Raw genomic sequence first — 25,440 nt, 5'->3', positions numbered from 1 at the left:
GTCTCGTCCAGGACGATGTCGGCGGACACGATGCCCTCGAGGAAGAGCGCGAATCGTCGGTCGGTGGCTTCGAAGGCGCCGAGGTTTTCGAGGAGTTGCTCCGTGGTCCAGTCGCCGGGATTCCTGAGGACGTGTTGTTGTATTCGCGAACGCAGGTCTTGGGCGTTGCCGAGGAGCATTCCCAGGAGTTGGTCGCCCNGNACCCACAGTCGGTCCAGCAGCGCCATGAACCGGTCGGCGTCCCGGACGAGGTCCTCCACGTCGAGGGTCCGGGCGATTTCGCGTCTGGTGCGCTTCGGGACGACCGGGTGCTGCTCGATCGTCCACACCAGGTCCTGGAGTTCGTTGCGCCNNGACGGCTCGAGTGGATGGCCGACCAGGATGTTGCGGGCGAGTACGAGCAGGTCGTCGTCGTGCACGGCGGCAAAGCCGGCGGCCATGCGCTCGCGCTTGGTGCCCTCGTCCGGGGGCGCCGGCAACCCGAGCACCTCGCAGACACCCGGGAGGTCGACATGCCGGTGTCCGACGGCGATGTCCGCGGTGATGCCATCGAGGAGATCGCGCACGGCCGCGAGAAGCGTGTTCGACGCCATCGGCTGATGATGGCAGATGTCCGCGCACCGGGAGGGCGGCTGGTCGCAAACGCCGGCAGGCGGATACCGACGACAACGGTGGTCATCCGGGTCACAGGGTTGTATCCGGTCCATCGGTGTCGACCACGTACCGGCCGGTGATCGAAGCCGTCCCGGATCCTTGGGGTTCGCGTCGCGTTCAGATCCGCCAGGAGCGCAGGAGTTCCGCAACGGCGTACACGTCGGTGGTGCCGGTGTCGACGGCTCGGGCCAGGTCGATCATTGCCCCGTAAGGGGCGTCGACGCCGTCGCCGCTCGCCGCCATGTACGCCACCGCGACACCGCACGCGAACAGGGCGTTGCGGGCGGGCAGGGGGCGCAGGCGGATGAGGGTGTGCAGGAGGGCGGCGGCGCGCCAGGCCGCGTCGGCGTCCTCGCCCAGCCGTGGGGTGTTGACGCGGTGGCGGGCGATGGCGGCGACCAGGCCGGAGTAGTCGTGGACGTCGATGCCGTCGGGCAGGAGCGTGGCTTGGCGTTCGAGAAGCCACCGCAGATCGATGTGCAGTTCCATTGGGTTCAGGCGGCTCCGCGTCGGCGCCGCTGTTCCGCGGTGGGGGCGTCTTCGGGGAACGCCTCGTCGAACGCGGCCGCGTTCTCGCGGACGAACGTGTCCAGGACGTCGGTCATCCGGGCCAGCGCGCGGTGTCGATCGAGGTCCCCGGTAACGGCCTCGCGAACCAGGCCCTTGAGAGTCACCCCGCGCTCGTGGGCGGTCGCGCGAAGCTCCGCGAGTTCCTCTTCACTGAAATCGATGTTCAAAGCCGGCATGCCACCACAGTACCGATCCGGTACCGGAGAAGAAAGATCCCCTGCTCACAGGGTGTGGGTTGCAGTACCTCGCCGGGAGAAACGACGACATCGTCCAGTTGGCGGCACGCGTGGATCCACAGCGACCACATGAACGTGCCGTTCGACGTTCACGTGTGGCGGCACGTGCAGGCGGATGTCGACCGGCGGGGTGGCCGGGAACAACACGAGGCCGACCTCGCCCGCACCCTCGGCACGCTCCTGCGCGGCATCCGCCCCGCTGCGGGGCCCACCCGCGGCAAGAGCGGACAAGGTGATCGTCCTGGGCCCGCGCCCCGACACCCTGCGGCCGGGCACGGGATTCCCGGGCCGACGCGCGGACGTCGGGCCGCCATCCCCCCGATACCGAGGCCGGGAAACGAGTGTCCTATCCGCCGAGGCGGTTCGTCGGAACGTCGAGCCAGGCGTGTTCGCCCCGGCGATCGATCGTGAGGCCGAAGCCGGTCGGCGGTCGGGCCGCCCGCCCCGGTCCACCGACGGTAGGCAGCCTCGAGTTCGTCCCACAGACGCCTGGACCCGCTCTGATACACCGCGCCCCCGGTGTCGCGTCGTCCAGCAGCGCCGCGGCCCAAGTCACATGCCGGGGATTTCGCGATCCGGGCTCGCGTACCAGGGGACCTGGTGAACCTCTCCCGCGCCGACGGTCACGGTCAGGCCGAAGTCGAACACCTCCGGGCGGCCCACCCGGTCGCACCACCGATAGGCCTCCTCGACCTCGCTCCACAGCGAACGCGGCCCCGCCTGAAGGACGTTCGGACGACGACCCTGGGCAAAGCCCGCCGCGGCCACCGACGGATGCGCGCCGCCGGCCGTCAACCACAGCGTGCCGTCACCGGCGCCCTCACCGGGAACGAGCACGGGCACGCACCCGGGAACCCGCAGACCGATCACGAAGGCGACCGGATCGTAGGGACCACCGACCACGTCCGCCAACGACAGCTCGGTGCCGCCGGCACGCGCCACGCCCGGCCACCCCTCGGGAAGGTCGATCACCGGCGGCACCGCACGTTGCGCGCGCAGCTTCATGAACGACAACGCCATCGTGAACGGACCACTCGCCCGCGCCGGTCCTTCCACGACCAGGCGCAGCGCCGCGTCGTGGGGGCTGTAGTCGGTGCCCCACGGCAGGAGGAGAATCGCGCCGGGGGCGGCCTGTTCGAGCCAGGTCGCGGGGATGTGGCGGACTCCGGCGGTGACGTGGATCCGGTCGTAGAGGGCCCCGGCGGGGTGGCCGTGGGCGCCGTCGCCGGTGATCACGGTGACGTCCGGGTATCCGGCGCGGGCGAGGTTCTTACGGGCCTGGTCGGCGAGGTGTTCGTCGACCTCGACGGTGGTCACCGCGCAGCCGCGGGCGGCCAGGAGGGCGGCGGTGTAGCCGGTCCCGGTGCCGATGTCCAGGACGCGCTCCCCGCCGTGGATGTCGAGGTCCAGGAGCATGTCGGCGACGGCGGAGGGCATCGACGCCGACGACGACGCCACCAGGCCCGGGGCCGGGCCGTCGTGGCGACCGTCATCCCACTGGGTCACCAACGCGGTGTTGCCGCGCACCGCCTCTTCCCACGCGACGGGGTCCAGCGTGCGGTCCACGGCGTGCTGTTGGCCATCGTAGGTGAACGGCCACACCCGGTCCGGGGCGAACAGCGCGCGGTCGACGGTACGGAACGCCTGCTCCCACCCCGGCGGCATGCGGTCCACCGACACCAACAGGTCCGCGATGGAGGCCGGTTCCACCGGTCAGTCGTCCTTGCGGCGACGGCCCGGCCCCGGCGGGCGATCCCCGTCCGGGCTCGGCGTCGGGGACGGGTTCGGGCGCGGGTTCGTCGGCGGCTCAAGGATCGGGGCGGGATCACCACCGTGATCTCCGGGCACCACGCCACCTTCCGTGATCGAGACGCTACACATCGGAGCGTAGGAGCAGCCGGGCGCGCACGTCAATGAAACGACGGACGCCTCCGCCGAGGTCCGCAAGCGCGCCGTCGGCGTGCGGGAGGCCGCACTCGGGGCGCAGGTGGAGGTGCCGCGCGGAGGATGCGGTCGTGTCCGAGGGTGTGGCGGACGACGGCGGGATCGTCGACGGGTGTCACGGGCCGGGGCCGACGCCCGGTCGGGTCGCTGGCGGTGGCGGTGGCTCAGACACCGGCCCCTGGTACCGGGAGGCGGTGAACCGGTGCGGAGGTGGTCCTCGACGCGCCGGGCGGCGGGTGCTGGAGTACAGGCCCGATGGGGCTGTGGACTCTGACAGCATTGTCGAACTTGCGTTCGATTAGTGTGAGTTCTGGACAGAGCGTTATCGAGATCGGGAGACTTGGGCATGGCGTCCTCCGCGCATGAGGCATCTGCGTCCGCCCTGGGCTATATCTTCCAGGCGCAACTCGCCCTCCTTGAGCTGCTGCGCGGGCAGGAAGATCGTCCGGACGGGGCGATCAGCTTGGAGCTCCACGATGACGTTGCGTGGGAACAAGGCGGTCGGCCTGTCGAGTTGCTTCGGGTCAAGCACCACATCCGCGGGGTGCGGTCGCTCGGCGACAAGGACGACGACGTGTGGCGGACCATCCAGTCCTGGATGGACACCCACGCGCCCGGTGACGAATACGGTCCATTGCTGACCTTGATCACCACTCAGCAGGCTCGGCCGGGGACGGCCATGGCCGCGCTCAGGGTGCCGAACCCGGCGCCCGCCCAGGCCCTGGAACTGCTCATCGCCGCCGCGCAGGAGTCGAAGGCCAAGGAGTCGAAGGACGCGCGAGCGGCTTTCCTGGCCCTTCAGCCGGCCCAACGTGCCGTCTTCGTACGGCGGATGCGGGTCGTCGACGGTACGCCGTCCATCGACGACCTCGACGCGCAGGTACGGGTGAAGCTCAGGGCCGTGCTTCCCGAGGGTCACGCCGACTCTTTCATGCGGCAGCTGTGGGCGTGGTGGTACGAACAGACCGTGGACATGCTGCAGAAGCGGCACACCAGCGTCTCCGTGACCCGGCTGATGCAACGCATCAGCCGCATCCGGGACGACTACACCTCCGACAGACTGCCCACTCTGGTGGACCGCGGGGATTTCCCCCGGGACGCCGGGACCGAACTGGCCGATGCCTGCTTCGTCCACCAGTTGCTCTGGGTGGGTGCCGGCCGCCAGTTGGACAAGGCGATGGTGGATTACTACCGCGCCTACACGCAGACCGTGGCCTGGCTCGAGGACGACCTGGTGGACCTCGACGAGCTGGCGCGTTTCGAAGGCAACCTCACCGACGAGTGGCAGCGGGAGTTCGACTGGATGCTCGACGATCTGGGTGACGACGCCACCGATCGGGAGCAGGAACAGGCCGGCAAGGCGCTGCTGCGCAAGATCCTGGACCAGACCCGGTACCGGATCCGTGAGGCGTACGACGAGGCGTTCTTCTCTCGGGGCAAGCACCACGAGTTGGCCGACCGCGGACGGGTCGGATGGCATCCCGACTTCGAGGCGCGGGTGCAGAACCTGATCAGGAGTGCGCGTGCCTAGCTGGGCACAGCGGCCGCAGGCCGGCGCCGCCTTCCTCAATCCTGCCCTCATGGCCGTCGTCGCGGGCACTGCGGCACGGGACTACGAGCGGGAGGCCTCGGGCAGGCTGATGCCTTGGCCGATGGCGTTCCTCGTGGCCCCGCTGGTCCTGCCCCGGCCCACGCGGCAGGTGCTGCCCGTGTCGACGCGCACCCATCTGACGAGCTGGGTGGCGAACCATCCGGCACTCGTCGCGAGCCTCGCCAGCCGCAGCACCTCACTCGCGCCCGCGGTGCGGGAAGGCCTGCGCTTCGGGCTCCGCCACCGGATGCTCACCGTCGAACAGGGCTCCCTGAAAAGCAGAATCCCGAAATCCCGTACCGAGGGCGAACTCGCCGATCTGATCAAGGCGGCCTCGATGGTGGGCCGCTGGACTGCAAGGTCCGACAACCCTTCCACCGTCTTCGCGTTGCTGGGCGTGAGACCCTGAGCCGGTGCAGATCCGGTCGATCATCCTCTACGGCAAGAGCGGCGAAAAGCGTGTCCTCGGGTTCCGGCTCGGCGAGCTCAACATCGTCACCGGCACCTCCCAGACAGGCAAGAGCGCGCTGCTCGACATCGTCGACTTCTGTCTCGGCAGAGATGAGGCGACACTCCCGATCAGCCCGATCTTCAACACCGTCGCCTGGTACGCGGTCATCCTGCAACTTCCCGACACGCGCGTCCTCACCGCGCGGCCGGCTCCTCGCCCCGGCGCGAAGTCCGTCACCAACGCCATGCTCGAAGTCGGCAACGACCTCGGCGTTCCGGAACTGTCCGACCTGCGCGTCAACACCGACTCCACACAGCTGCGCCAGCATCTCGGGCGTCGCATCGGCATCGGTGACACCCGCAGCGAACCGGCACCGGGAACTCACCCACAGCCTCGGCTATCTCAGCGGAAAGATGACGGCCCACGCCCGATCGCTGAAGCTCGAACACGGCGACCACATGGTCCGCCTGGACCTCAAGAAACTCACCGTCGTCGCCGACACCCTCCAGGGCATCACCGAGCTGCTCCGTATCGGCAGCGGTAAGAACCACGTCGGCTACCACCTGGCCGCCCACCTCGCCCTCCACCAGTACTTCGTCGCCCACGGCCGGCCGGTGCCCCGCTTCCTCATGCTCGACCAGCCGACCCAGCCCTACTACCCCTCCGACATGGCCAAACAGAGGGGGCGACTGGAAGACCTCGCCCTGGACGAGGACCGCGTGACGGTCACCCGCCTCTTCGAACTCATGCATCAGGTCGTCGGCGAACTCTCCCCCGGCTTCCAGATGATCGTCAGCGACCACGCGGACCTGCCTCACGGCTGGTACCAGGAGTCCGTCCGCTACAACTGGCGCAACGGCGAAAAGCTCATCCCGACCACCTGGCTCGACGACAACCCCGCCCCGTAGTCGGGTGACCTGCCTCGCCACGAGGCCCGGTAGGGTTGCGCGATCGCCGATCGGGCGTGAAACGAACCCGCACGATCCTGCCCGCACCCGTCCGGGCGCAACGGGCAGGCCGGGACGGCCGCACGAGCCGAACACGCGCCCGTTCACCATGCACAACACGTCGAGATCTCGAACTCGGAGGCGTAACACACCAAATCAGACTCGGCGTCGCACTCGTCTACGGCGGACAACGACACGCCACCCACCCGCACGGCTCCGCCCGTACCGACATCACCCCAGACAGGTCCGCACCATGACTCAGTCTGTGGTGTCCCAGGACTTGAGGACCGCCGCGACGCTCGCCGCGGTGGAGGACGCGCGGGTCAACTCGTCGGCGAGCGCGGTGACACCGGCCTGGGTGAGCTTGACCGAAACGCCGCACGCCGAGAGGTAGCCGTGGGCCACCGCGACGGCCACCCGCAGGTTCGAGTGCCCCAGCCAGCGCATCCGGCCCAGGCTGTGCGCGAGCGCGGCGGCCTTGGCGTAGGGGACACGCTCTCTGCAAGGAAGGGGAGGCGTCCTGTAGAGGACGAGGGCTCTCACCGGCGGTGCGGTCAGAGCTTTTCGAGGCCCAACTTGGACAGGTACGCGGGAATCCTCGCCACCGTCCTTCTGGGAATTGTGGTTGTCTGCAAGGTGCCTTGCGCCAGATCTCGCACGATGACCGTGTAGGTGCCCCGGTCGTGTACGAGTTCGACCGCATACAACACTTCCGCAGACGTGTCGCCCGCCGCCTCTGCAGCGTGGTCTTGCTCTTCAAACATGTCCGTCGATTCCTTCACAGCCTCGTCCGCGTTGAGAGGGCGACAGTGCCTGCGTCCGAACCTCCAGCGGTGCACAAGGCCGGCCGTATCAATCCCGGCCACCATTCGGACGTAAGGCAGCTCCGCACCCACCGCCCGGGCATGACGCAACTGAGGGCACGATGTCAGGCGACGCGGAGGCAGCCGTGTTTCGATGGTCGCATCCGTCCGCGCGCGATGTCCGGGTTGTGCCCGTGCGGGGGTCGTCGCCGCCTGTGCTTTGGTCGCGCCGAGTTCGAAGCGGACGCCCACCGTTGTCGTACGGGCTCTACCTCGCCTCAGCGAGACTCCGCGGTCGCATGTCCGTCCAGGTGTGCTCGATGTAGTCCAAGCACGCCTGCCGAGCGTTCTCCGTGTAGGCCGTCGTCCAACCGCGTGGCACCTCGGAGACGGCAGGCCACAAGGTGTGCTGGTCCTCGTCGTTGACCAGCACTACGAAGCGGCCGTTCTCGTCCTCGAACGGGTTCGTCATTTTCGTTTCTCCTGCGATCCGCTTGGGGACGCGCCGACAGTAGGCGCGCCCCTCGACCCGTGCAGAGGGTGGGGCCTCAACTCTTTCCGCCGGCGCCCGCGGCAGCCGCGACAGGCCGAGTCTTCGTGCCCTTGGCGTCGGCCTTCTCGTCTTCCCGCAGTTCGGCACCAAACCTCTCAGCGGACGCCTCCGCAGCGAGATCGTGGAACTCTTCACTTGCCTGGTGAGCTGCCTTCTTCACCTCCATGACCAGATTGATGGACGTCTTGATGGTTCCCTGAACCAGCGGTTTGACGACGCGCTTCGCCAACGGCGCCAATACGATACCCAATAGGAAAGGAGGAACGGCGCTCATGGGCTGTAATCTCTCTGCGAGTGGTCGACGGACAAATCGCGGCCGTAGGTTGAGTGCGACCTCGCAAGAGAACCGGCACTCATGGACGGACTGGCGTCCTCTTTTGGGTCAAACAGTGACGTCCCGTACGGCCAGTGGATCCACGCTAACCGACGTGCGGGCGTGTCAATCGATGAATGCAAGAAGCTTCACTCTTTCGGGTGCAATCAATATTGCGGCGAGTCATGTGATCGCGCGGCCGAGATTGCGGTAGGGTCCCCGCGCTCTGGTCGCACCGATTCCGGCAATCCCCGCCACCAGATGACGCCGAAGCGGCACCATGGGCACGTCTCCGGACAGGAGACGATCACTCGAAGGCACAACGGGGCGCTGGGTGCGCGCCAAGGCTGCACCTCCAGGCTGGTGTCCACGGCCCCCGCCGATCCGAGCCGAGCCGGCCCGTCCGGCTGGCCGGGCTGCCGAATGCGATCGGGCGCGCAGCACATGCTCAGCGAATCCTATTGAAGTGCCATTCGAGCCAAGCGACAGCCCGCAAAAGAATTATAAGCGTTTCGTATGCGATGACTGGGTGGGTGGTTTATTACACGAGCCCGGAGGAGAGTGGACCGGGCCGTCGATGGAGGAGTTCGGGTCACTTGTAAATTCACCTGTTGGAGGGACAGCGCGAACGGCCATTTGGATCGCAGAACAAGCTCTGCGAAGCTCGTAATCCATGAACCGTCGTTCCAGCCGCTCTCGATCGGTGAGCGCGAGCGGCAAACAACGAGAGGAGAGCGGCGCGTGGATTTCGCGCTGACCGCCGAACAAGAGCTGGTGCGCAAGGAAGCCGGGCGGTTTGCTCAAACCCAGCTCGCCGCGTCTTCATCGGGCACAGGTCGAACGTTTTCTCGTGAATTGTGGCGCCGTTGTGCCGAGTTCGGTGTACAGGGAATGCCGTTTCCCGCCGAGTACGGCGGTCAGGGCGCCGACCTGATCACCACCGTGCTGACCTTGGAGGAGCTGGGGTACGGCTGCCACGACAATGGCCTGCTGTTCTCGTTGGGCGCGCATATGTGGTCCTGTGCACTGCCGATCTGGCGTTTCGGTGATGCTCGGCAGCGGGATCGGTATCTGCCCTCGCTGTGCAACGGTTCGGCCGTCGGTGTCCAGGCGGTGACTGAGGTCCGGTCCGGGTCCGACGCGCTGGCGGTGCGAACGGCGGCGCGAGCCTGCGGTGACGAGTACATCCTCGACGGGGTCAAGACGTTCATCACCAACGCACCCGTGGCCGACGTCTTCGTGGTGCTGGCCCAAACGGGCAGCGTCGGGGATCTGGGCGGACTGTGCGCGTTCGTGGTGGACCGGAAGCAGCCGGGCATCTCGGTGGGTGAGCCCGTCGAGAAACTGGGGTTGGCCTCGTCTCCCATGAGCGAGGTTGTCCTGGACGACTGCCGGGTACCGGCGGCGGCGATGCTGGGCGGCCCGGGTGCGGGAATGACCGTGTTCAACACCACGATCGAGTGGGAGCGCAGCTTCATCCTGGCCACCGCCCTGGGCACCATGCGCCGCCAACTGGAGGAGTCGATCGCGCACGCGCGCGCCCACACACGTTTCGGTGAGCCGATCGGCCGAAACCAGGCCGTCGCCCACCGCATCGCAGACATGCGCGTGCGGCTCGAGGCCGCTCGACTGCTGTTGTACCGCGTGGCCTGGCTCAAGGACGAGGGCAGGCGCACGAGTCTGGAGTCCTCCGTCGTCAAGCTCTTCCTCAGCGAGGCATTCGTCGAGTCCAGCATGGCGGCGTTCACCACTCACGGTGCCGACGCCTACATGTCCGGTGCCGCGCAGGAGCGCGACGTTCGCGACGCTCTGGCAAGCCGTATCTACTCGGGCACATCCGACCTCCAACGCGTGATCATCGCGCGGATGCTGGGGCTGTGAACGCATGACCGATCTCCTGCACCAACTCCTGCGCGAGAGCGCCGCCCGTACTCCGCACGCCACTGCCGTGATCGACGACGCCGGCGTCACCACCTACGCCGAGTTGGACCAGCGCGCCAACCAGGTAGCCCACCTGTTGCGGTCCCGGGGGGTACGACCCGGCGACCGTGTGGGACTGCACCTGCCTCGGACCGCCGATGCCCTCGTCGGCGTATACGGGGTGCTCGCAGCCGGGGCCGCCTACGTCCCGCTGCCCCTGGGCGTTCCGGCGTCCAGGCTGCGCACCATCGTGATCGACGCGGGCATCCGGATCATCCTGGCGGCACACGACGACACCACCCAAGTGCGAGCGGATCTCGGCGGGCCCGACTCTCCACTGACGGACGTCGTGGCCCCCCGGGCCGCGGCCGAACTGTCCGGTGAGCCCCCGCAGATCCCGGTGGAGCCCGACGACCTCGCCTACGTCCTGTACACCTCGGGTTCCACGGGAGTCCCCAAAGGTGTGATGATCTCGCACCGCAACGCCATGTCGTTCGTGGACTGGGCGGCACGGGAGTTTTGCGTCACCGGGGAGGACCGGCTGGCCAACCACGCGCCGCTCCACTTCGACCTGTCCGTCTTCGACGTGTTCGCCGCAGCGTGGGCGGGTGCCGCAGTGGTACCGGTGCCGCCGCAGGCCGCCGCCTTCCCGGCCGTGCTGGCCGACTTCGTCCGCACACAACAAATCACCGTCTGGTACTCGGTGCCGTCGGCGCTCAACCTCCTGGTGTCGCGAAGCGGCCTGCGTGCCGGCGACCTGCCCGCATTGCGCCTGGTCCTGTTCGCGGGCGAGGTCTACCCCCTCCCGCAACTGCGGTCGGCCCTGGAGACGCTGCCCGACGCATGTTTCTACAACCTCTACGGGCCGACCGAGACCAACGTGTGTACCTACTATCGAGTGCCGCGGCCGTTCCCGGCGGACTCCGCGGCCCTGCCCATCGGGATCCCTTTGCCGGGCATCGACCTGTGTGCCGAGACCGACGACGGCCGCCTGGCCGGGGTGGGCGAGACGGGCGAGCTGTGCGTTCGCGGGACGACGGTCATGCGCGGATACCTCGGCGACCCGGCCCGTACCGCGCAGGCCCTGCGCCCCGTCGTCGACGGACCGGGGATCCCCACGTATCACACCGGTGACCTGGTCACCCGGGACTCGGACGGCCACTGGCATTTCCTCGGACGGCGGGACTCCCAGATCAAGACTCGTGGGTACCGGGTCGAACTGGGCGAGGTCGAAAGGGCGTTGGCCCTGCATCCGGCGGTGGTGGAGTGCGCCGTCGTCGCGGTGCCCGACGAGGAGTTCGGACATCTCATCGCGGCTTTCGTGGTGTTGCGTGAGGAGGTGGCGACCGCCCGCTTGACGGCTCATTGCCGCACCGTCCTGCCGAGCTACATGGTCCCGTGGCGCATGCGTGCCGTGACAGCCCTGCCCAGGACCACCACGGACAAGATCGACTATCGGCTGCTGAAGGCAGACGCGGAGGAGAGTGCTCATGCGGGACATCGCTGACCAGGTGCGGACGTTCATCGTGGAGGATCTGGGGTGGGAAGGCCCCCGAGCCGAACTCACCGACGACCTGCCCCTGATCGAGAAGGGCGTTCTCGACTCACTGGGCCTGCTGAGCTTGGTAACCCACCTGGAGGACAGACTCGGAATCCGCGTCGAGGACCGCGACATGGTTCCCGACAACCTCGGCACGCTCCGGAACATCGACCGATTCGTTGCGCAGAAACTGGAAGCCGCACGCGATCGGAACACTCCGGCAACGAGGTAGCACGTCGACGCGGCGTCCGGAAAGACCCACCGTGCCACGGCTCGCAGGACCGCGAATGCGGTGCCGTCGGCCGAGCCCCGCCGCACGACCGACGTAAGCACCGGTGATCCGAACATCGGAAAGCAGTCCGCGACCCGAACGGATCCAGTCGAGCCACCCGTCTGCCGCCTGCCGGGAGCACAACGGAGAAGTTCATGCGTTCGGATGGCGGATCCGTCGAACGATCGGAGCAAACGCCCGTAGCACGCACGATGAAGACACCGAATCGTGGCCCCCGCCAGTCGGGTTCGCCTCTTCGATCGTGTTGGTCCACCCTCGTCAGTCTCCGGCCGCCTGCGACGCATCGCGGAGGGCCCGGCTCCCTGCCATGTCCTCGACCGGCCGAACGTCACCGGCATGGGCGCGGCGGAGTTCCAGAACATTGCAGGAGGTTGCCCGTGTCCCGCCGTAGATTTGCCGTTCTGCGTGATCCTTCCTCGGAGCCGAACCCCGGTTGCGCAGCCGGACCCTCGGCCGATGTTCTTCCAGTCACCGCGGCGCAACGGGAAATCTGGCTGGCCGAGCAGCGTTCTCCGGAAGCGGGCGCGGCGCTGCGCATGGGCGAGTACCTGGAGATCGACGGGCCGATCGACCCTGGGATGTTCGAGGCGGCGCTGCGTCGGGTCGTGGCCGAAACCGACTCGCTGCGGGTGCGTGTGGTGCCCGGCGAGGGTGGGCCACTGCAAATCCTGGAACACGTACTGCCCTGGGCCCTGACGCTCGTCGACGTCGCCGACGAGCCCGATCCGGACGGCGCCGCACGGGCCTGGATCGCGTCGGACCTGGCTCAGCCCATGGACCTGGCGTCCGGTCCGCTGTTCAGTTTCGCCCTGCTCCGGGTGGCATCGGATCGCTTCTGGTGGTGTCACCTGTATCACCACGCGGTCATGGACGGGTACGGCCTCTCCCTGGTGGCGCGACGGACGGCTGCGGTGTACACGGCTCTGGCACGCGGGGAACAAGCCGGTCCCAGCCCCTTCGGCCGCTTGTCGGCCCTGGTCCGCGCCGATGAGGAGTACCGCGCGTCCGACGGGTGTGCCACCGACCGGAAGTACTGGGCGGAGCGGTTGTCGGGCTGGTCCCCTGCCGTCGCGATTCCGCCTCGCCGCGGGTTCGCGGACGAGGAGTGCGGCCGCGGCGAGGTCGAGCCCGCCGAGAAGGCATCGGTCTTCGGGTACTCGGTGTTGGGGATGGCCCGCAGGACGCGGGAGCTTCCGCTTCCGCAGGCGCTGCGGGCGGCGGCCTGGCGCGCCAACCTCCCCCCGAACAGGTTCGTCGTCGCCGCGGTGGCGCTGTACGCGCATCGACTGACGGGCATGGGGGACGTCACGGTGGGGCTGGCCGTGGCCGGCCGGCTGGATCGTGCTGCGCGCACGACGCCCGGGATGCTCGCCAACGGGGTTCCCGTACGGCTGAGCGTACGGCGCGATATGACCCTCGAAGACCTCTTGGTCCAGGTCGACGAGCGCTTGCGCGAGGCGGTGGAACACCAGCGCTACCGCGGCGAGGACCTGCCTCGTGACCTCGGTCTGCCGCGCGGCGCCGGCGCGGTGTTCTCGCCGGTGGTCAACCTCATGGGCTTCAACTACGACATCACCTTCGCCGGCCACCGGTGCACCGTGCACAACGTTTCCGCCGGGCTGCTCGCCGACTTGATGATCGCGGTGTGGGACCGCCGTAATCACACCGATCTGTGCCTGGAACTGCGCGCGATGCCCGGGATGTATGGCGACGTCGACCTCGCGGACCATCAGGAGCGCCTCCTGCGCCTCTTGGGGGATATGGCGGAATCCGACCTCGCTTGTTCGGTCGGCACGCTCGACGTGCTGTCGGCCGAGGAACGACGGTGCCTGGCCGGAGAGGGCGACGCCGGTGGGGCCGGGGTCCCCGGCGTTCCGGTTCCGGTGCTGTTCGAGGCCCAGGTGGCACGAACGCCCCGGGCCACCGCACTGGTCGCCGACGACGCGGACCTGACGTACGCCGAGTTGAACGCGCGTGCGAACCGGCTCGCCCACGCGCTCATTGCCCGCGGTATCGGAGCCGAGGACGTGGTGGCCCTTGCCCTGTCACGTGGCGTCGAACTGGTCGTGTCGATTCTGGGAGTGCTCAAGGCCGGGGCCGCTTTCCTGCCGGTGGATCCGGAATACCCCACGGAGCGCGTCGAGTACATGCTCTCCGACGTGCGCCCGGCCCTGGTCATCGCCGACGCACGGACCGTCGCGGAGTTGGAGAAGGGAGGGCCGGACAGCGATCCCGGGATCGCCCGGGATCCGCGGAACCCGGCTTATGTGATCTACACGTCGGGGTCGACCGGGCTGCCCAAGGGGGTGGTGGTCACCCACATCGGCGTGGCCAACCTGGTCGCCGCCTTGGCGGAGCGGTTCGGGATCGACGCCCGCAGCCGCGTTCTCCAGTTCGCCTCGCCCAGCTTCGACGGCTTCGTGGCGGAGATGTGCAGTGCCCTGCTGACCGGGGCCGTGCTGGTACTCGCCCCCACGGCCGACCCCTTGTCGGCACTGACCGACTCGGGGCTTGGCATCACCCACGCCACCGTGCCGCCGTCGGCGTTGGCGGCGGTGTCCGAGACGGCCGGCTCCGTGTCGACGCTGGCGGTGGTGGGCGAGGCGTGTCCGGCGCAGACGGTTGCGCGGTGGGCGCCGGGACGACGGATGATCAACGGGTACGGGCCGACCGAGGCCACGGTGTGCGCGACGTTGAGCGAGCCGCTGACATCCGGGGGCTCGGCACCACCGATCGGGCGGCCGATTCCCGGCGTCCGTGTGTACGTGTTGGATGCGTCGTTGGGGTTGGTGCCGCCGGGGGTGGCGGGTGAGTTGTACGTGGCCGGGGNGGGTCTGGCGCGCGGCTATCTGCGCAGGCCGGGTCTGACCGCGCAGCGGTTCGTGGCCGACCCGTACGGGCCGCCCGGCACGCGCATGTACCGCACCGGGGATCTGGTCCGCCGGCGCCCCGACGGACAGTTGGAGTACCTCGGCCGTACCGACCACCAGGTGAAGGTCCGCGGCCACCGGATCGAACCCGGCGAGATCGAGACCGCCCTGACCACCGACCCCACCGTCACCCAAGCCGTCGTCATCGCGCACGAGGACAGACTCGTCGCCTATGTCGTGCCGGCCGCCGGTGCCGGTGTCGACACCGGATCGCTGCGCGGGCGTCTGCGGTCCCGGTTGCCCTCGCACCTGGTGCCGTCGGTGTTCACGGTGTTGGACGCGCTGCCCCTGACGGCGAACGGGAAGCTGGACCGGGCCGCGCTGCCCGCACCCGACCCGACGACCACCACCACCGCAAACGGCCGACCTCCGCGCACCCCACGCGAACGCGTGCTGTGCGAGCTGTTCGCCGAAACCCTCGGCGTACCCACCGTCGGAATCGACGACGACTTCTTCGCCCTGGGCGGCCACTCCCTCCTCGCCACCCGACTCACCAGCCGCATCCGCACCGTTCTGGACACCGACGTCAACCTGCGCACACTCTTCGAAGCACCCACGGTCACCGGCCTGGCGGCCCACTTGGACGAAGCGGGACAGGCACGGCCGCGGCTGACTACCGGCGAGCGCCCGGAGAAGGTACCGCTGTCGTTCGCACAGCAGGGACTGTGGTTCCTTCACCGTCTGGAGGGCCCCGGCGCCACCTACAACATCCCCTTGGCGCTGCGCCTGAGAGGCGCCCTCGATCGAACCGCGCTGAACCAGGCGTTGGATGATGTGATGGCCCGGCACGAGAGCCTGCGCACGGTGTTTGCGGAGTCCGACGATCTCCCCTTCCAGCAGATCATCGGTACGTCCGCGGCGCGCCGTCCGCTCTCGATGACCCGGGTGACCGAGGCCACGCTTGCGTCGCGGCTGGCCGAAGGCGCTCGACACGCCTTCGATCTGGTCACCGAACCTCCGCTGCGTGCCGAGCTGTTCGCGCTCGATCCCACCGAGCACGTGCTCCTGATCGTCATCCATCACATCGCGGCCGACGGTTGGTCCCTGGAGCCCTTGGCTCGAGACCTCGCGACGGCCTACGCCGCACGGAGCCGGAACCAGGAACCCGGATGGGAACCTCTGCCGGTGCAGTACGCCGACTACACCCTGTGGCAGCATCGACTGCTCGGCGACCGTACCGACCCCGACAGTCTGCTGAACCGTCAACTCGCCTACTGGACCAGCGCGTTGGCCGGTCTTCCCGACGAACTGACGCTCCCCCACGACCGGCCGCGCCCCGCCGTCGCCTCGCATCACGGCGCCCGGGTCGACGTCGAGCTGGACGCGGAACTGCACACGGCGTTGGCCGACCTGGCCCGCCGGTCCGGGGCGAGCCTGTTCATGGTGCTCCACGCAAGCCTGGCCGCCCTGCTCACCAAACTCGGCGCCGGCATCGATATTCCCGTCGGCAGCCCGATCGCCGGACGCACCGACCAGGCCCTCGACCACCTGGTGGGGTACTTCGTCAACACCCTGGTGCTGCGCACCGACACCTCCGGCGACCCCACCTTCACCCAACTCGTGGAACGCGTCCGCGAAAGGGCCCTCGCCGCCTACGCCCACCAGGACCTGCCCTTCGAACACCTGGTGCAGGCCCTCAATCCGAACCGGTCCCCGGCCCGTCATCCGCTGTTCCAGGTGATGCTCTCCATCGACACCGCCGAGGCCGAGGCGTTCGCACTCCCGGGACTGGACACCCACGCCACCCCGGTACCCGCGGCAACGGCCAAGTTCGATCTGGACATCGCCCTCACCGATCGGCGCTCCGAGGGCGGAGGGTGCCTGGGTATGAGCGGCGCCGTCGAGTACGCCACCGATCTGTTCGATCCGAGCACCGTACGGAACCTGACCGCGCGCTGGGTGCGGCTGTTGCGGGCCGTCGTGGGCGCCCCGGAGCAGCCTCTGGGCCGCATCGACGTGCTGTCCGCCGACGAGCGCCACCTGCTCGTGGGCGACGGCGGCGGGACGACGGCGACACGACCGCGCGCGGGCACGATCCCCGAGCTCTTCCGCATCCAGGCACGCGCCACGCCGGACGCGGTCGCGGTGGTGGCCGACGACACCACCTTGACCTACGCCGAACTGGAGACCGGGGCCAATCGGCTCGCGCACGCGTTGATCGCCCGCGGCGTCGGAGTCGAGGACGTCGTCGCCGTGGCCCTGCCCCGCTCGGCGTCCCTGGTCGTGGCGGTCCTCGCGGTGCTCAAGGCCGGGGCCGCCTACCTTCCGCTGGACGCGGACTACCCGGCGGCACGCATCGAGGCCATGGTCGAGGACGCCCGGCCCGTGCTGCTGGTGGCCGACACCCCCACGGCCGCCGCGGACGGCCTCGGCACCCACGTGCCGCATGTCCTGCTCGATACGCCGGAGACCGTCGAGTTGTTGCAGGCCATGCCGGACGCCGACCCGGCGCCGAGGCTGATGCCCGACCACCCGGCGTACGTGATCTACACCTCCGGGTCGACCGGGGTCCCCAAGGGGGTCGTCGCCCGCCACACGAGCGTGGTCGACACGGCCGGCCAGTACGGGGAACGGGTGTTCGCCCCGGCGGCAGAGAAGTGCGGCAGGCGGTTGCGGGTGGCGTTGACCGCCTCGGTGTCCTTCGACGCCTCCTGGGCGCAACTCGCTGCCCTCATGGACGGCCACGAACTCCACATCGTCGACGCCGCCACCTGGGCCGACGCGGACCGGTTCTCGGCGTGGCTGGTGCGTCAGCGAATCGACTCCGTCGACGTCACCCCCACGTACATGCGTGTCCTGGCCGACAAGGGTCTGTTCACGAACGAGCGGTGGCGGCCGAGCGTGGCCGTCCTCGGCGGCGAGGCGCTGCCGGAACGGCTGTGGCGGGAACTGCGGGCCGTGGACGGTCTGACGGCGTACAACATGTACGGGCCGACGGAGTGCACCGTGGACGCGGTGCGCGCGCGGCTCGACGCCGCCGCGACCCCCGTCATCGGATCACCGGTGGCCGGGGCACGTGCCTACGTGTTGGACGCTTCGTTGGGGTTGGTGCCGCCGGGGGTGGCGGGTGAGTTGTACGTGGCCGGGGCGGGTCTGGCGCGCGGCTATCTGCGCAGGCCGGGTCTGACCGCGCAGCGGTTCGTGGCCGACCCGTACGGGCCGCCCGGCACGCGCATGTACCGCACCGGGGATCTGGTCCGCCGGCGCCCCGACGGACAGTTGGAGTACCTCGGCCGTACCGACCACCAGGTGAAGGTCCGCGGCCACCGGATCGAACCCGGCGAGATCGAGACCGCCCTGACCACCGACCCCACCGTCACCCAAGCCGTCGTCATCGCGCACGAGAACCACCGCGGGGACACGCACCTGATCGCCTACGTGGTGCCGGCCCCCGGCTCCGACACGGAACCGGCCCGCCTGAGAGCCCATCTTCGCCGCACCCTCCCCGACCACATGGTGCCGTCGGTGTTCACGGTGTTGGACGCGCTGCCCCTGACTCCGAACGGGAAACTGGACCGGGCCGCCCTGCCCGCACCCGACCCGACGACCACCACCACAACCGGCCGACCTCCCCGCACCCCACGCGAACGCGTGCTGTGCGAGCTGTTCGCCGAAACCCTCGGCGTACCCACCGTCGGAATCGACGACGACTTCTTCGCCCTCGGCGGCCACTCCCTCCTCGCCACCCGACTCACCAGCCGCATCCGCACCACCCTCGGCGCGGAGGTAGCCGTACGCGCCCTGTTCGAGGCACCCACCGTCGCCGAGTTGGCCGCCCGGCTCGACTCCGTCGCGGTGCCTGTGCGTGCCGCCCCGCTGCCCGGGCCACGACCCGAGAGATTGCCGCTGTCGTTCCTGCAGCGGCGCCTGTGGTTCATGTACTGCCTGGAGGGCCCCGACCCCGCCTACAACATCCCCCTGGCACTGCGCCTGTCCGGCGACCTCGATCGGGACGCTCTGGAGAGGGCGTTGGGCGATGTCGTGGCCCGGCACGAGACGCTCCGTACGGTTTTCCCGGAGACCGATGGTGAGCCCTTCCAGAGGGTGCTGGAGTCCTCGGCGGCCTGGTCCCGGCTGCGTACAGCCGCGGTCGACGACGCGGAGCTGCCGGATCGATTGGCGGAAGCTGCCCGGTGCGCGTTCGACCTGTTCACCGAACCTCCCTTGCGCGCCGAGTTGTTCGTGCTGAGCCCGACCGAGCACGTGCTGTTGATCGTGATCCACCACATCGCGGCCGACGGCTGGTCGATGATGCCCCTGGCCCGCGACCTCACGACCGCCTACACTGCCCGCTCCCGGGGCGAGGAGCCCAACTGGGCACCCCTGCCGGTCCAATATGCCGACTACACCCAATGGCACCACCGGTTGCTCGGCGACCCCGCCGACCCCGACAGCCTCCTGAACCGTCAACTCACCTACTGGACCGGCGCGCTGGCCGACCTGCCCGACGAACTCACGCTTCCCTACGATCGGCCTCGCTCCGCCCACACCTCACACGACGGCGACGAAGCTCACCTGCACATCAACGCGGAACTGCACACGGCGTTGGCCGAACTGGGCCGCCGCTCCGGGGCGAGCATGTTCATGGTGTTCCACGCAAGCCTGGCCGCCCTGCTCACCGAACTCGGCGCCGGCAGCGACATCACCGTCGGCAGCCCCATCGCCGGACGCACCGACCAGGCCCTCGACCACCTGGTGGGGTACTTCACCAACATCCTGGTGCTGCGCACCGACACCTCCGGCGACCCCACCTTCACCCAACTCGTGGAACGCGTCCGCGAAAGAGCCCTCGCCGCCTACGCCCACCAGGACCTGCCCTTCGGACGCCTGGTGCAGGCCCTCAACCCCGCCCGGTCCCCGGCCCGCCAGCCGCTGATTCCGGTCAGGCTGGTGCTGCAGAACACCCCGGACTACGACTTCGATCTACCGGGGATCCGAGTAAGCGAGATCGTCACGTCGACAAGAACGGCGAAATCGGACCTCGGCATCAGCCTGGCAGAGCGTGGACATGCGGACGGCAACCACCGCGGGGTGGACGGCTTCATCCAGTTCAGCACCGACCTGTTCGACCGGGAGACAGTCGAGGGTCTCTGCGTGCGCTGGGTACGACTGCTGGAAGCAGCCGTACAGTCGCCCCACCAACCGCTGAGCAGGTTGGCGGACGCAGCGACTCCCCTGGTCGACGCGTGCAATCAAGGCTTCCGCACACGTCCGTTCGAACAGCGATGAGCACGGACCACAGCTCGATGGAGCTCCTGCCCTTCCCGTGCCGGCCGGTTCCGGCCGTCCTCGGAACAAGCCATTCCCTGTGCCGCAGGGCGTTGCAGTGCCTTGCCGTGGCGCCGCACCGTGCGACCCCCGATCCCGAAAACCGGTGATTGTCGCGATGTCCTTGCCAACAGCCAGACGCGCCCACAGCCCGGTGACCCACAGCCGGGTGACCCGCAACCCGCATCCTCGGACAGCACCGCGTGCCCGTTCGGTGATCCCGGGCAGACAACGCTGGGAGGTCGCGGGCCTGTACGGCAACCCCGTCCTCGCCCGACTGATCGAGACCTACCTCAATCGGCACGAGAACATCGTCGAGGCACGCGCGAACCCGGCCACCGGGCGCATGCTGATCCTGCACGACCCAGAGGTCCCCTCTCGGGACATCGCCGACTACGCGCGAGAGGCGGTCGCACGGAGCCTGGAGTACGCGCGAACACACGCCGACCGTCCCCTCGCATCGCCCGATACGTCGAACGGCTCCAAACCCGCTCGGCCCCAGGGGGAGCCGACCGCCCCGACGCGACACAGCAAGCGGTCGGCAACGGTGCTCCGCGGCGCGGTCGCGGGCGTCGCGATCGCGACCTGCGGCAAATTCGGCATGACATTGCTCGCCAACCCGCTCGTCAGTCTCGGCCTGGCCGCCGCCGCGAGCGCGATCGTGGTCAAAAGGGCGTGGCGACGATCCGACCGGACACCGCCACGACCGGGTGAAACGACCCCACACCGCCGGCCGCTCCGACGCATCATCGGCCGGCACAAGCGCAAGCTCGGCACGGCAACGACCTTGTCCGTACTTGCCCAGCTGGCGGAGATGACGCTCTACGCCCTGGTCCCCTCGATCGTCCTGCTGCTCGCCAAAGGCGAGAGCACGATCCTGGCCCGGCTTGGCATCGCGGGCGTCGCCACCCAACTGCCCGTCCTCGTCGGTGCCGCCGCGCTCGCCTGCCTCACCATGGCCGCTTTGGGCTACGGCGCCGACGTCGCGTGGCGCCGGCTGGGACAGACGGTCGAGGACGACTGGCGCACCCAAATTTACGGCCACGTGCAACAACTGGCCCCGGCGGATCTGGAGAGCGAGCGCACCAGTCGCGTCAACACGGTGCTCACCGAGGACATCAACCAATTGGGGAGCTTCGTCGGAGGCAACCTGCACGAGGTGGTCCAACTGGCCACCAGCCTCGCTGTTCTCATCCCCGTGTACATGCTGCTCGCGCCGCAACTCGCATGGGTCGCCTTTGCGCCGGTCCCGCTGGTCGCCTGGCTGTCCTTCCGGTTCCACGAGCGCGCCGTCGCCGACCACATCGCCTCCGGTGAGCACCGAGGTCGATTGCACAACCGCATGGCCGACAACCTTCAGGCCCACAGCACCATCAAAGCCGTATGCACCGAGGAACACGAGAGCACGCGCATCCGCGACCTGAGCCGAAACTACCGCGAAGCCAACAACGCCACCGATCGCAGCGCCGCGGCCCAAACCCAGATCCTGCGGCTGTCCGCCTGCTCGGCGCTGGTGGGCACCCTGCTCCTGGGCGGCCGAGCCGTCCTCGACGGTCGACTCCCCGCCGAAGCCTTCGGCCCGCTGATCGAAATGCCGGCCAACGCCTTGGGGAAACTGACCCGATTGGGTTCCATCACCGACCAGTACCAGCGCACCCTCGCCGCCCTGGACCGGGTGGAGAGCCTGCACGACCTGCCCATCGAATCCGGCATCGAAGGCCGCCCGCTCCCCGCACAACGGGTCACAGGCAGGATCGAACTGCGGAAGGTGACCTTCGCCTACCCCGGACGACCCGCCACACTCCGAGACACCTCCCTGTCCATCGCCCCCGGCAGGACCACCGGCATCGTCGGCACCACCGGCGCGGGCAAGTCCACCGTCGCCAAACTCCTCATGCGCTTCCGACACCCCGACGAAGGCCAAGTACTCCTCGACGGCACCGACGTACGAGGCCTCGGCCTACCCGACTTGCGCCAGGCCATCGGGTACGTCACCCAGGAGCCCTTCCTGTTCGACAGCTCGATCGCCGACAACATCCGCTACGGCACCTTCGACGCCACCGACGAACAACTCGTCGCCGCCGCCCGCACCGCCGGGGCACACTCGTTCATCACCGATCTGCCCGCCGGCTACGACACCTCGGTGGGCGAGCGCGGAGCCGCGCTGTCCGGCGGACAGAAACAGCGCATCGCGCTGGCTCGCACCATCCTGCGCAACCCCCCGATCGTCATCCTCGACGAGGCCACCTCCGCCGTCGACAACGAGACCGAAGCCGCCATCCAGCACGCCCTGCAGGCATTCGGAACCGACCGCACCATGGTCGTCATCGCACATCGACTGTCCACGGTCAGAGGCGCCGACCGCATCTACGTCATGAGCCCCGGCGGCCTCGTGGGAGAACACGGAACACACGACGAACTCCTGGCCCTCGGCGGCACCTACGCCAACCTGTGGAAACTGCAGGACGGACCGCACGTACCGGCCTGACGCGCGTCAATCGCGACGCAGTGACCGTGGCGATGATCGAGTTACGATCACCGGTGCTCCCGGGCCCGGCGGGGCCGGGTGAGCGCGTTGGCGAATGCGTCGTGCGGGCGTGGGTGGCGGCCCAGGGTACCCGTCGGGAACTCGCGGTGGGGCGGGTGCCGAACCCCCGCAGAGCATGATGTCGCGCTCCAGGTGGGAACTGTTGTTGACCGGGCCGGTGCCGGGCGCGTTCGAGGACCCGGGCGAGGACGACCCGGTCATCCGGTGGGGCCGGATCCATACCCAGGGTTGTCGCGGCCACGGTGCCCACCCTGGTCGAACGCGCCGCCGTGGCCGGCTCCTCGCCGCTGGTGTCGGCCCTGGCCGCCGCCGGGGAGGCGCACGCCCTTGTCGAGCCGTTGTGCCGGGCGCTGGACGCCCACATGAGCCGACGCCCACCCGGACTCCCGGACTCCGTCCGGGAGCTGGAGAACCTGCGCCGGGCCGGCCCGACCCACGAGGAGTTCCTGTCGTTGTGCAAGGCCCGTGGCGCGTTGATCGCGCTGTGCACCACCCTGGCCCGGCCCACCGGGCAGCGCTGCTGCGGCGCGCTCGCGTCCGAACGAGCGAGGGGCCCGCGCGCCGGAGTCGGTCCCGGCGCGGCACGTTCATGGCGGCCGACACGTTCGAGGGAACGTTTTCGCATCCGGGTCAACCCCGTGCGATCGAAACCGTTTCGCCGTCATCGTGGACACACACCCCTCGCGGGGTCCGCGGGCTCGTCGGCGACGGACATGCGGGCTGTGCCCCCGCGACGGGGAAGGCCGAGGGCGTCGACCACCTGTGGGGTCGACGCCCTCGCCGAGCCCATGCCGCCCGGTATCGATCCATCGGGGTATCCCGAGCCGAGGTTCGCCGAAGAATCGGATCGCCGCGTACCGGGCCGAGAACGGCGTCGACGTCACCGAACCGAAGGAGCAGTCGGCGGCAGGGGCGGTACGGGCGGATCGGTGGACGCTCACCCTCGCCGCAGCCGCGGCGTACCGGCACCGCGAAGGCCACCTCACCGTCCCCCGCAAACACGTCGAAACCATCGAACACGACGGCGAGACGCACCGGGTCAAGTTGGGGGTCGCCCTCGCCAACGCGCGGCAGCGGCGGGCCACCCACCCCCGGAGCGGCTCGAGGTTCTCTCCACGCTCGGCATGCGATGGACGTGAGTTCGGGGTAGGGGCCGGGTGGGGCCGGGGTCTCGTTCGGCGTCGGCCGAGGAGGGACCACTGCGGTGTCGCCGAAGCGGATGTGTGTGCGTCATTCGGGTGAACTCCCCGCGCGCCGACCCGTTTCCCGGCCGTGGGGCCTTGAGAGGATCGACGCGTTCCCGGCGCGATCACGTGTCCGGCTTCCGGCTCCACAGGGATGGCATCGCATGGCTCAGGGCACCGTGAAGTGGTTCAACGACGAGAAGGGGTTCGGGTTCATCGCGCCCGACGACGGCACCCCGGACGTCTTCGTGCACTTCTCCGCGATCGACTCCTCCGGACACCGGTCACTGACCGAGAATCAACGGGTCGAGTTCTCGACCTCGCAGGGCCCCAAAGGCCCGCAGGCCGAGCAGGTCCGCCCCCTCTGACACACCCGAACCACCACCCCCGGACCCGCCGACCACGCCGTCTCGCTCGGATCGTCCGACCGTGGGTCCGGGCGGGCCGTCGACCCCCACGCGGCGGACGAACCCGGGCCGGGACGTCGCCTCCGGCGTCCACGGCCTCGAACGCACCCGCCGACCGCGGGAGAGGCGACTCGCGCCCGGCCCCAGTGAGGGCGACGACGTGACGTCGAGGAACTCGCGGTGGACGGTGTCCGCGTCGTGGGCGACGTGGTGTGGATCCATGCCCGCAACGGGCGTTCGACGGTGAAGCGTCCGGCGGGTGGACACGGCGACACAAGGGTGCACGGTTCCCAGCGAGCACGTCGAGACCGTCGAACACGACGGCAAGACACACCCGGTCAAGTTGGGGATCGCCCTCGCCAACGCGCGACAACGACACGCCACATGCCCACCGGAACGCCTCGAGGCGCTCTCCGCGCTCGACATGCGATGAACATGAGTTCGGGGCGGGGCCGGGGTGGGCCCAGTCCTCTCACAAACGGTCGGATGAGACACACCCGCCGACACCGCGAATCGTGTCCGGATCGCCCCTGTTTCCCGTCGCACAATTCCTCGCAGAACCGGCGGATTGCGCGAGAGGGTTCTGCGACGCTGAACCGTATGGAGTGGACCCCGGATCGGGCCGCCGACGCGGTCGAGCGCCACGACTGCCCCAAGTGCGCGGCGCCGGCGGAGAGTCCGTGCCGCACCCGGGCCGGGAGGACCGCGGTGAAGTACCACACGTCGCGGTTCGTCCTGGTGCCCGCGCTGCGCGAACTCCTCGACGTGGCCACCCCCGCCGACCGCCGTCCCGGGAAAGCGTGGATCGCACGGCCCGCACCGACCACGGCTGCGGCCGGCGCACCCGGGCCGATCCGGATCGGGTACGCACACCCACCCGCCGGCAGGAACTCGCGAGCCAGATCGAAGCCCTGGAGAAGGCCGGCTGCTCGAAGATCTTCCGCGAACAGATCAGCACCCGGATCAAGGTCCGACCCGAACTGGACAAGGCCCGCAACTCGCCCACCGGTTCAAGGAGGCCGCTCCCGACAAGAACGTGATCCTGACCGTGCACGAGCTGAAACGGCTCACCCGGAACGCGGCGGAGTTGATGCGGCTGTCGGCCGATCTCCAGGCCGGCGACATCTCCCTCGAACTCCTCACTGGCCCGCTCACCGGGGTGTACGACCCCAGCGGCATGGGCGCCATGCTCTTCGCCGTCCTGGCGGTGGCCGCCCAACTCGACCGCGACTACATCCGGGAGAAGACCCTCGAAGGCCAGGACGTCGCAGCCGCCAAGGGCCGCCACG

The 25,440-nt window shown here is 69.1% G+C and carries 17 protein-coding genes and 3 pseudogenes; 12 read left to right on the top strand and 8 right to left on the bottom strand.

The window, feature by feature from the left end; translation table 11 throughout:
* The 4 genes from A3IC_RS0124790 to A3IC_RS0124775 form a co-directional block, all read right to left on the bottom strand.
* The coding region (locus A3IC_RS0124790; RefSeq protein ID WP_483782877.1) for an AbiJ-related protein at nucleotides 1–440 on the bottom strand (440 nt) is incomplete at its 3' end.
* Between the two features lie 331 nt (nucleotides 441–771).
* Complete coding sequence (locus tag A3IC_RS0124785) at nucleotides 772–1,143, bottom strand: hypothetical protein (protein WP_020552756.1); 372 nt, start codon at nucleotides 1,141–1,143, stop codon at nucleotides 772–774.
* Between the two features lie 5 nt (nucleotides 1,144–1,148).
* Complete coding sequence (locus A3IC_RS0124780) at nucleotides 1,149–1,400, bottom strand: hypothetical protein (protein WP_020552755.1); 252 nt, start codon at nucleotides 1,398–1,400, stop codon at nucleotides 1,149–1,151.
* A 612-nt stretch (nucleotides 1,401–2,012) separates the two neighbouring features.
* Nucleotides 2,013–3,170 carry a methyltransferase domain-containing protein gene (locus A3IC_RS0124775; protein ID WP_020552754.1) on the bottom strand — a complete coding sequence of 386 codons (1,158 nt, stop codon included), beginning with the start codon at nucleotides 3,168–3,170 and terminating at the stop codon, nucleotides 2,013–2,015.
* Nucleotides 3,171–3,750: 580 nt separating this feature from the next.
* Between A3IC_RS0124775 and A3IC_RS0124770 the strand changes: the two genes are divergently transcribed.
* The 3 genes from A3IC_RS0124770 (at nucleotide 3,751) to A3IC_RS70190 (ending at nucleotide 6,354) form a co-directional block, all read left to right on the top strand.
* Nucleotides 3,751–4,935, top strand: coding sequence for an ABC-three component system protein (locus A3IC_RS0124770; RefSeq protein WP_020552753.1), 1,185 nt, complete (start codon nucleotides 3,751–3,753; stop codon nucleotides 4,933–4,935).
* A complete protein-coding gene (locus A3IC_RS0124765) occupies nucleotides 4,928–5,404 on the top strand; it encodes a three component ABC system middle component (protein WP_026218694.1) in 477 nt (158 codons plus the stop codon). Before A3IC_RS0124770 ends, A3IC_RS0124765 begins: the two co-directional genes overlap by 8 nt.
* A 392-nt stretch (nucleotides 5,405–5,796) precedes the next feature.
* Nucleotides 5,797–6,354, top strand: coding sequence for a DUF3732 domain-containing protein (locus A3IC_RS70190; protein ID WP_020552750.1), 558 nt, complete (start codon nucleotides 5,797–5,799; stop codon nucleotides 6,352–6,354).
* 297 nt (nucleotides 6,355–6,651) lie between these two features.
* Here A3IC_RS70190 and A3IC_RS68935 read toward each other — a convergent pair whose 3' ends face one another.
* From A3IC_RS68935 to A3IC_RS56415, 4 genes are all read right to left on the bottom strand, one after another.
* Entirely contained in the window at nucleotides 6,652–6,936 is a 285-nt protein-coding gene (locus tag A3IC_RS68935; protein ID WP_158696091.1) for a hypothetical protein, read from the bottom strand.
* An 11-nt stretch (nucleotides 6,937–6,947) separates the two neighbouring features.
* Nucleotides 6,948–7,157: a hypothetical protein gene (locus tag A3IC_RS56420; protein ID WP_052173777.1), complete on the bottom strand. Its 210-nt coding sequence runs from the start codon at nucleotides 7,155–7,157 to the stop codon at nucleotides 6,948–6,950.
* A gap of 307 nt (nucleotides 7,158–7,464) precedes the next feature.
* Entirely contained in the window at nucleotides 7,465–7,668 is a 204-nt protein-coding gene (locus A3IC_RS0124740; RefSeq protein ID WP_020552747.1) for an MbtH family protein, read from the bottom strand.
* Nucleotides 7,669–7,744: 76 nt separating this feature from the next.
* Nucleotides 7,745–8,023, bottom strand: a complete 279-nt coding sequence (locus tag A3IC_RS56415) for a DUF5132 domain-containing protein (protein ID WP_020552746.1) — start codon at nucleotides 8,021–8,023, stop codon at nucleotides 7,745–7,747.
* A gap of 675 nt (nucleotides 8,024–8,698) precedes the next feature.
* Between A3IC_RS56415 and A3IC_RS0124730 the strand changes: the two genes are divergently transcribed.
* The 9 genes and pseudogenes from A3IC_RS0124730 to A3IC_RS73625 all read left to right on the top strand — a co-directional run.
* Nucleotides 8,699–9,943, top strand: coding sequence for an acyl-CoA dehydrogenase family protein (locus tag A3IC_RS0124730; protein WP_158696090.1), 1,245 nt, complete (start codon nucleotides 8,699–8,701; stop codon nucleotides 9,941–9,943).
* Between the two features lie 4 nt (nucleotides 9,944–9,947).
* Nucleotides 9,948–11,489 carry an amino acid adenylation domain-containing protein gene (locus A3IC_RS0124725; protein ID WP_020552744.1) on the top strand — a complete coding sequence of 514 codons (1,542 nt, stop codon included), beginning with the start codon at nucleotides 9,948–9,950 and terminating at the stop codon, nucleotides 11,487–11,489.
* Entirely contained in the window at nucleotides 11,473–11,754 is a 282-nt protein-coding gene (locus tag A3IC_RS0124720) for an acyl carrier protein (RefSeq protein ID WP_026218691.1), read from the top strand. The genes A3IC_RS0124725 and A3IC_RS0124720 overlap by 17 nt, the downstream gene beginning before the upstream one ends.
* Before the next feature lie 515 nt (nucleotides 11,755–12,269).
* Nucleotides 12,270–19,973: pseudogene (locus A3IC_RS0124715) on the top strand (amino acid adenylation domain-containing protein); the annotation flags it as partial.
* A gap of 157 nt (nucleotides 19,974–20,130) precedes the next feature.
* Nucleotides 20,131–22,500: an ABC transporter ATP-binding protein gene (locus tag A3IC_RS0124710; RefSeq protein WP_079026653.1), complete on the top strand. Its 2,370-nt coding sequence runs from the start codon at nucleotides 20,131–20,133 to the stop codon at nucleotides 22,498–22,500.
* A gap of 1,408 nt (nucleotides 22,501–23,908) precedes the next feature.
* Nucleotides 23,909–24,112, top strand: a complete 204-nt coding sequence (locus A3IC_RS0124705) for a cold-shock protein (RefSeq protein WP_020552740.1) — start codon at nucleotides 23,909–23,911, stop codon at nucleotides 24,110–24,112.
* 423 nt (nucleotides 24,113–24,535) lie between these two features.
* Nucleotides 24,536–24,865, top strand: a pseudogene (locus A3IC_RS73630) (hypothetical protein); the annotation flags it as partial.
* 86 nt (nucleotides 24,866–24,951) lie between these two features.
* Nucleotides 24,952–25,191 (top strand): recombinase family protein, encoded by a 240-nt coding sequence (locus A3IC_RS71290; protein ID WP_020552738.1) that lies wholly within the window; start codon nucleotides 24,952–24,954, stop codon nucleotides 25,189–25,191.
* A pseudogene (locus tag A3IC_RS73625) lies at nucleotides 25,188–25,376 on the top strand (recombinase family protein); the annotation flags it as partial. The gene A3IC_RS71290 and the pseudogene A3IC_RS73625, both read left to right, overlap by 4 nt.
* Nucleotides 25,377–25,440 lie beyond the last annotated feature (64 nt).

It is taken from the genome of Embleya scabrispora DSM 41855 (assembly GCF_000372745.1).
GTDB classification, from domain to species: domain Bacteria; phylum Actinomycetota; class Actinomycetes; order Streptomycetales; family Streptomycetaceae; genus Embleya; species Embleya scabrispora.
This window is presented reverse-complemented; position numbering and strand designations above follow the sequence as displayed.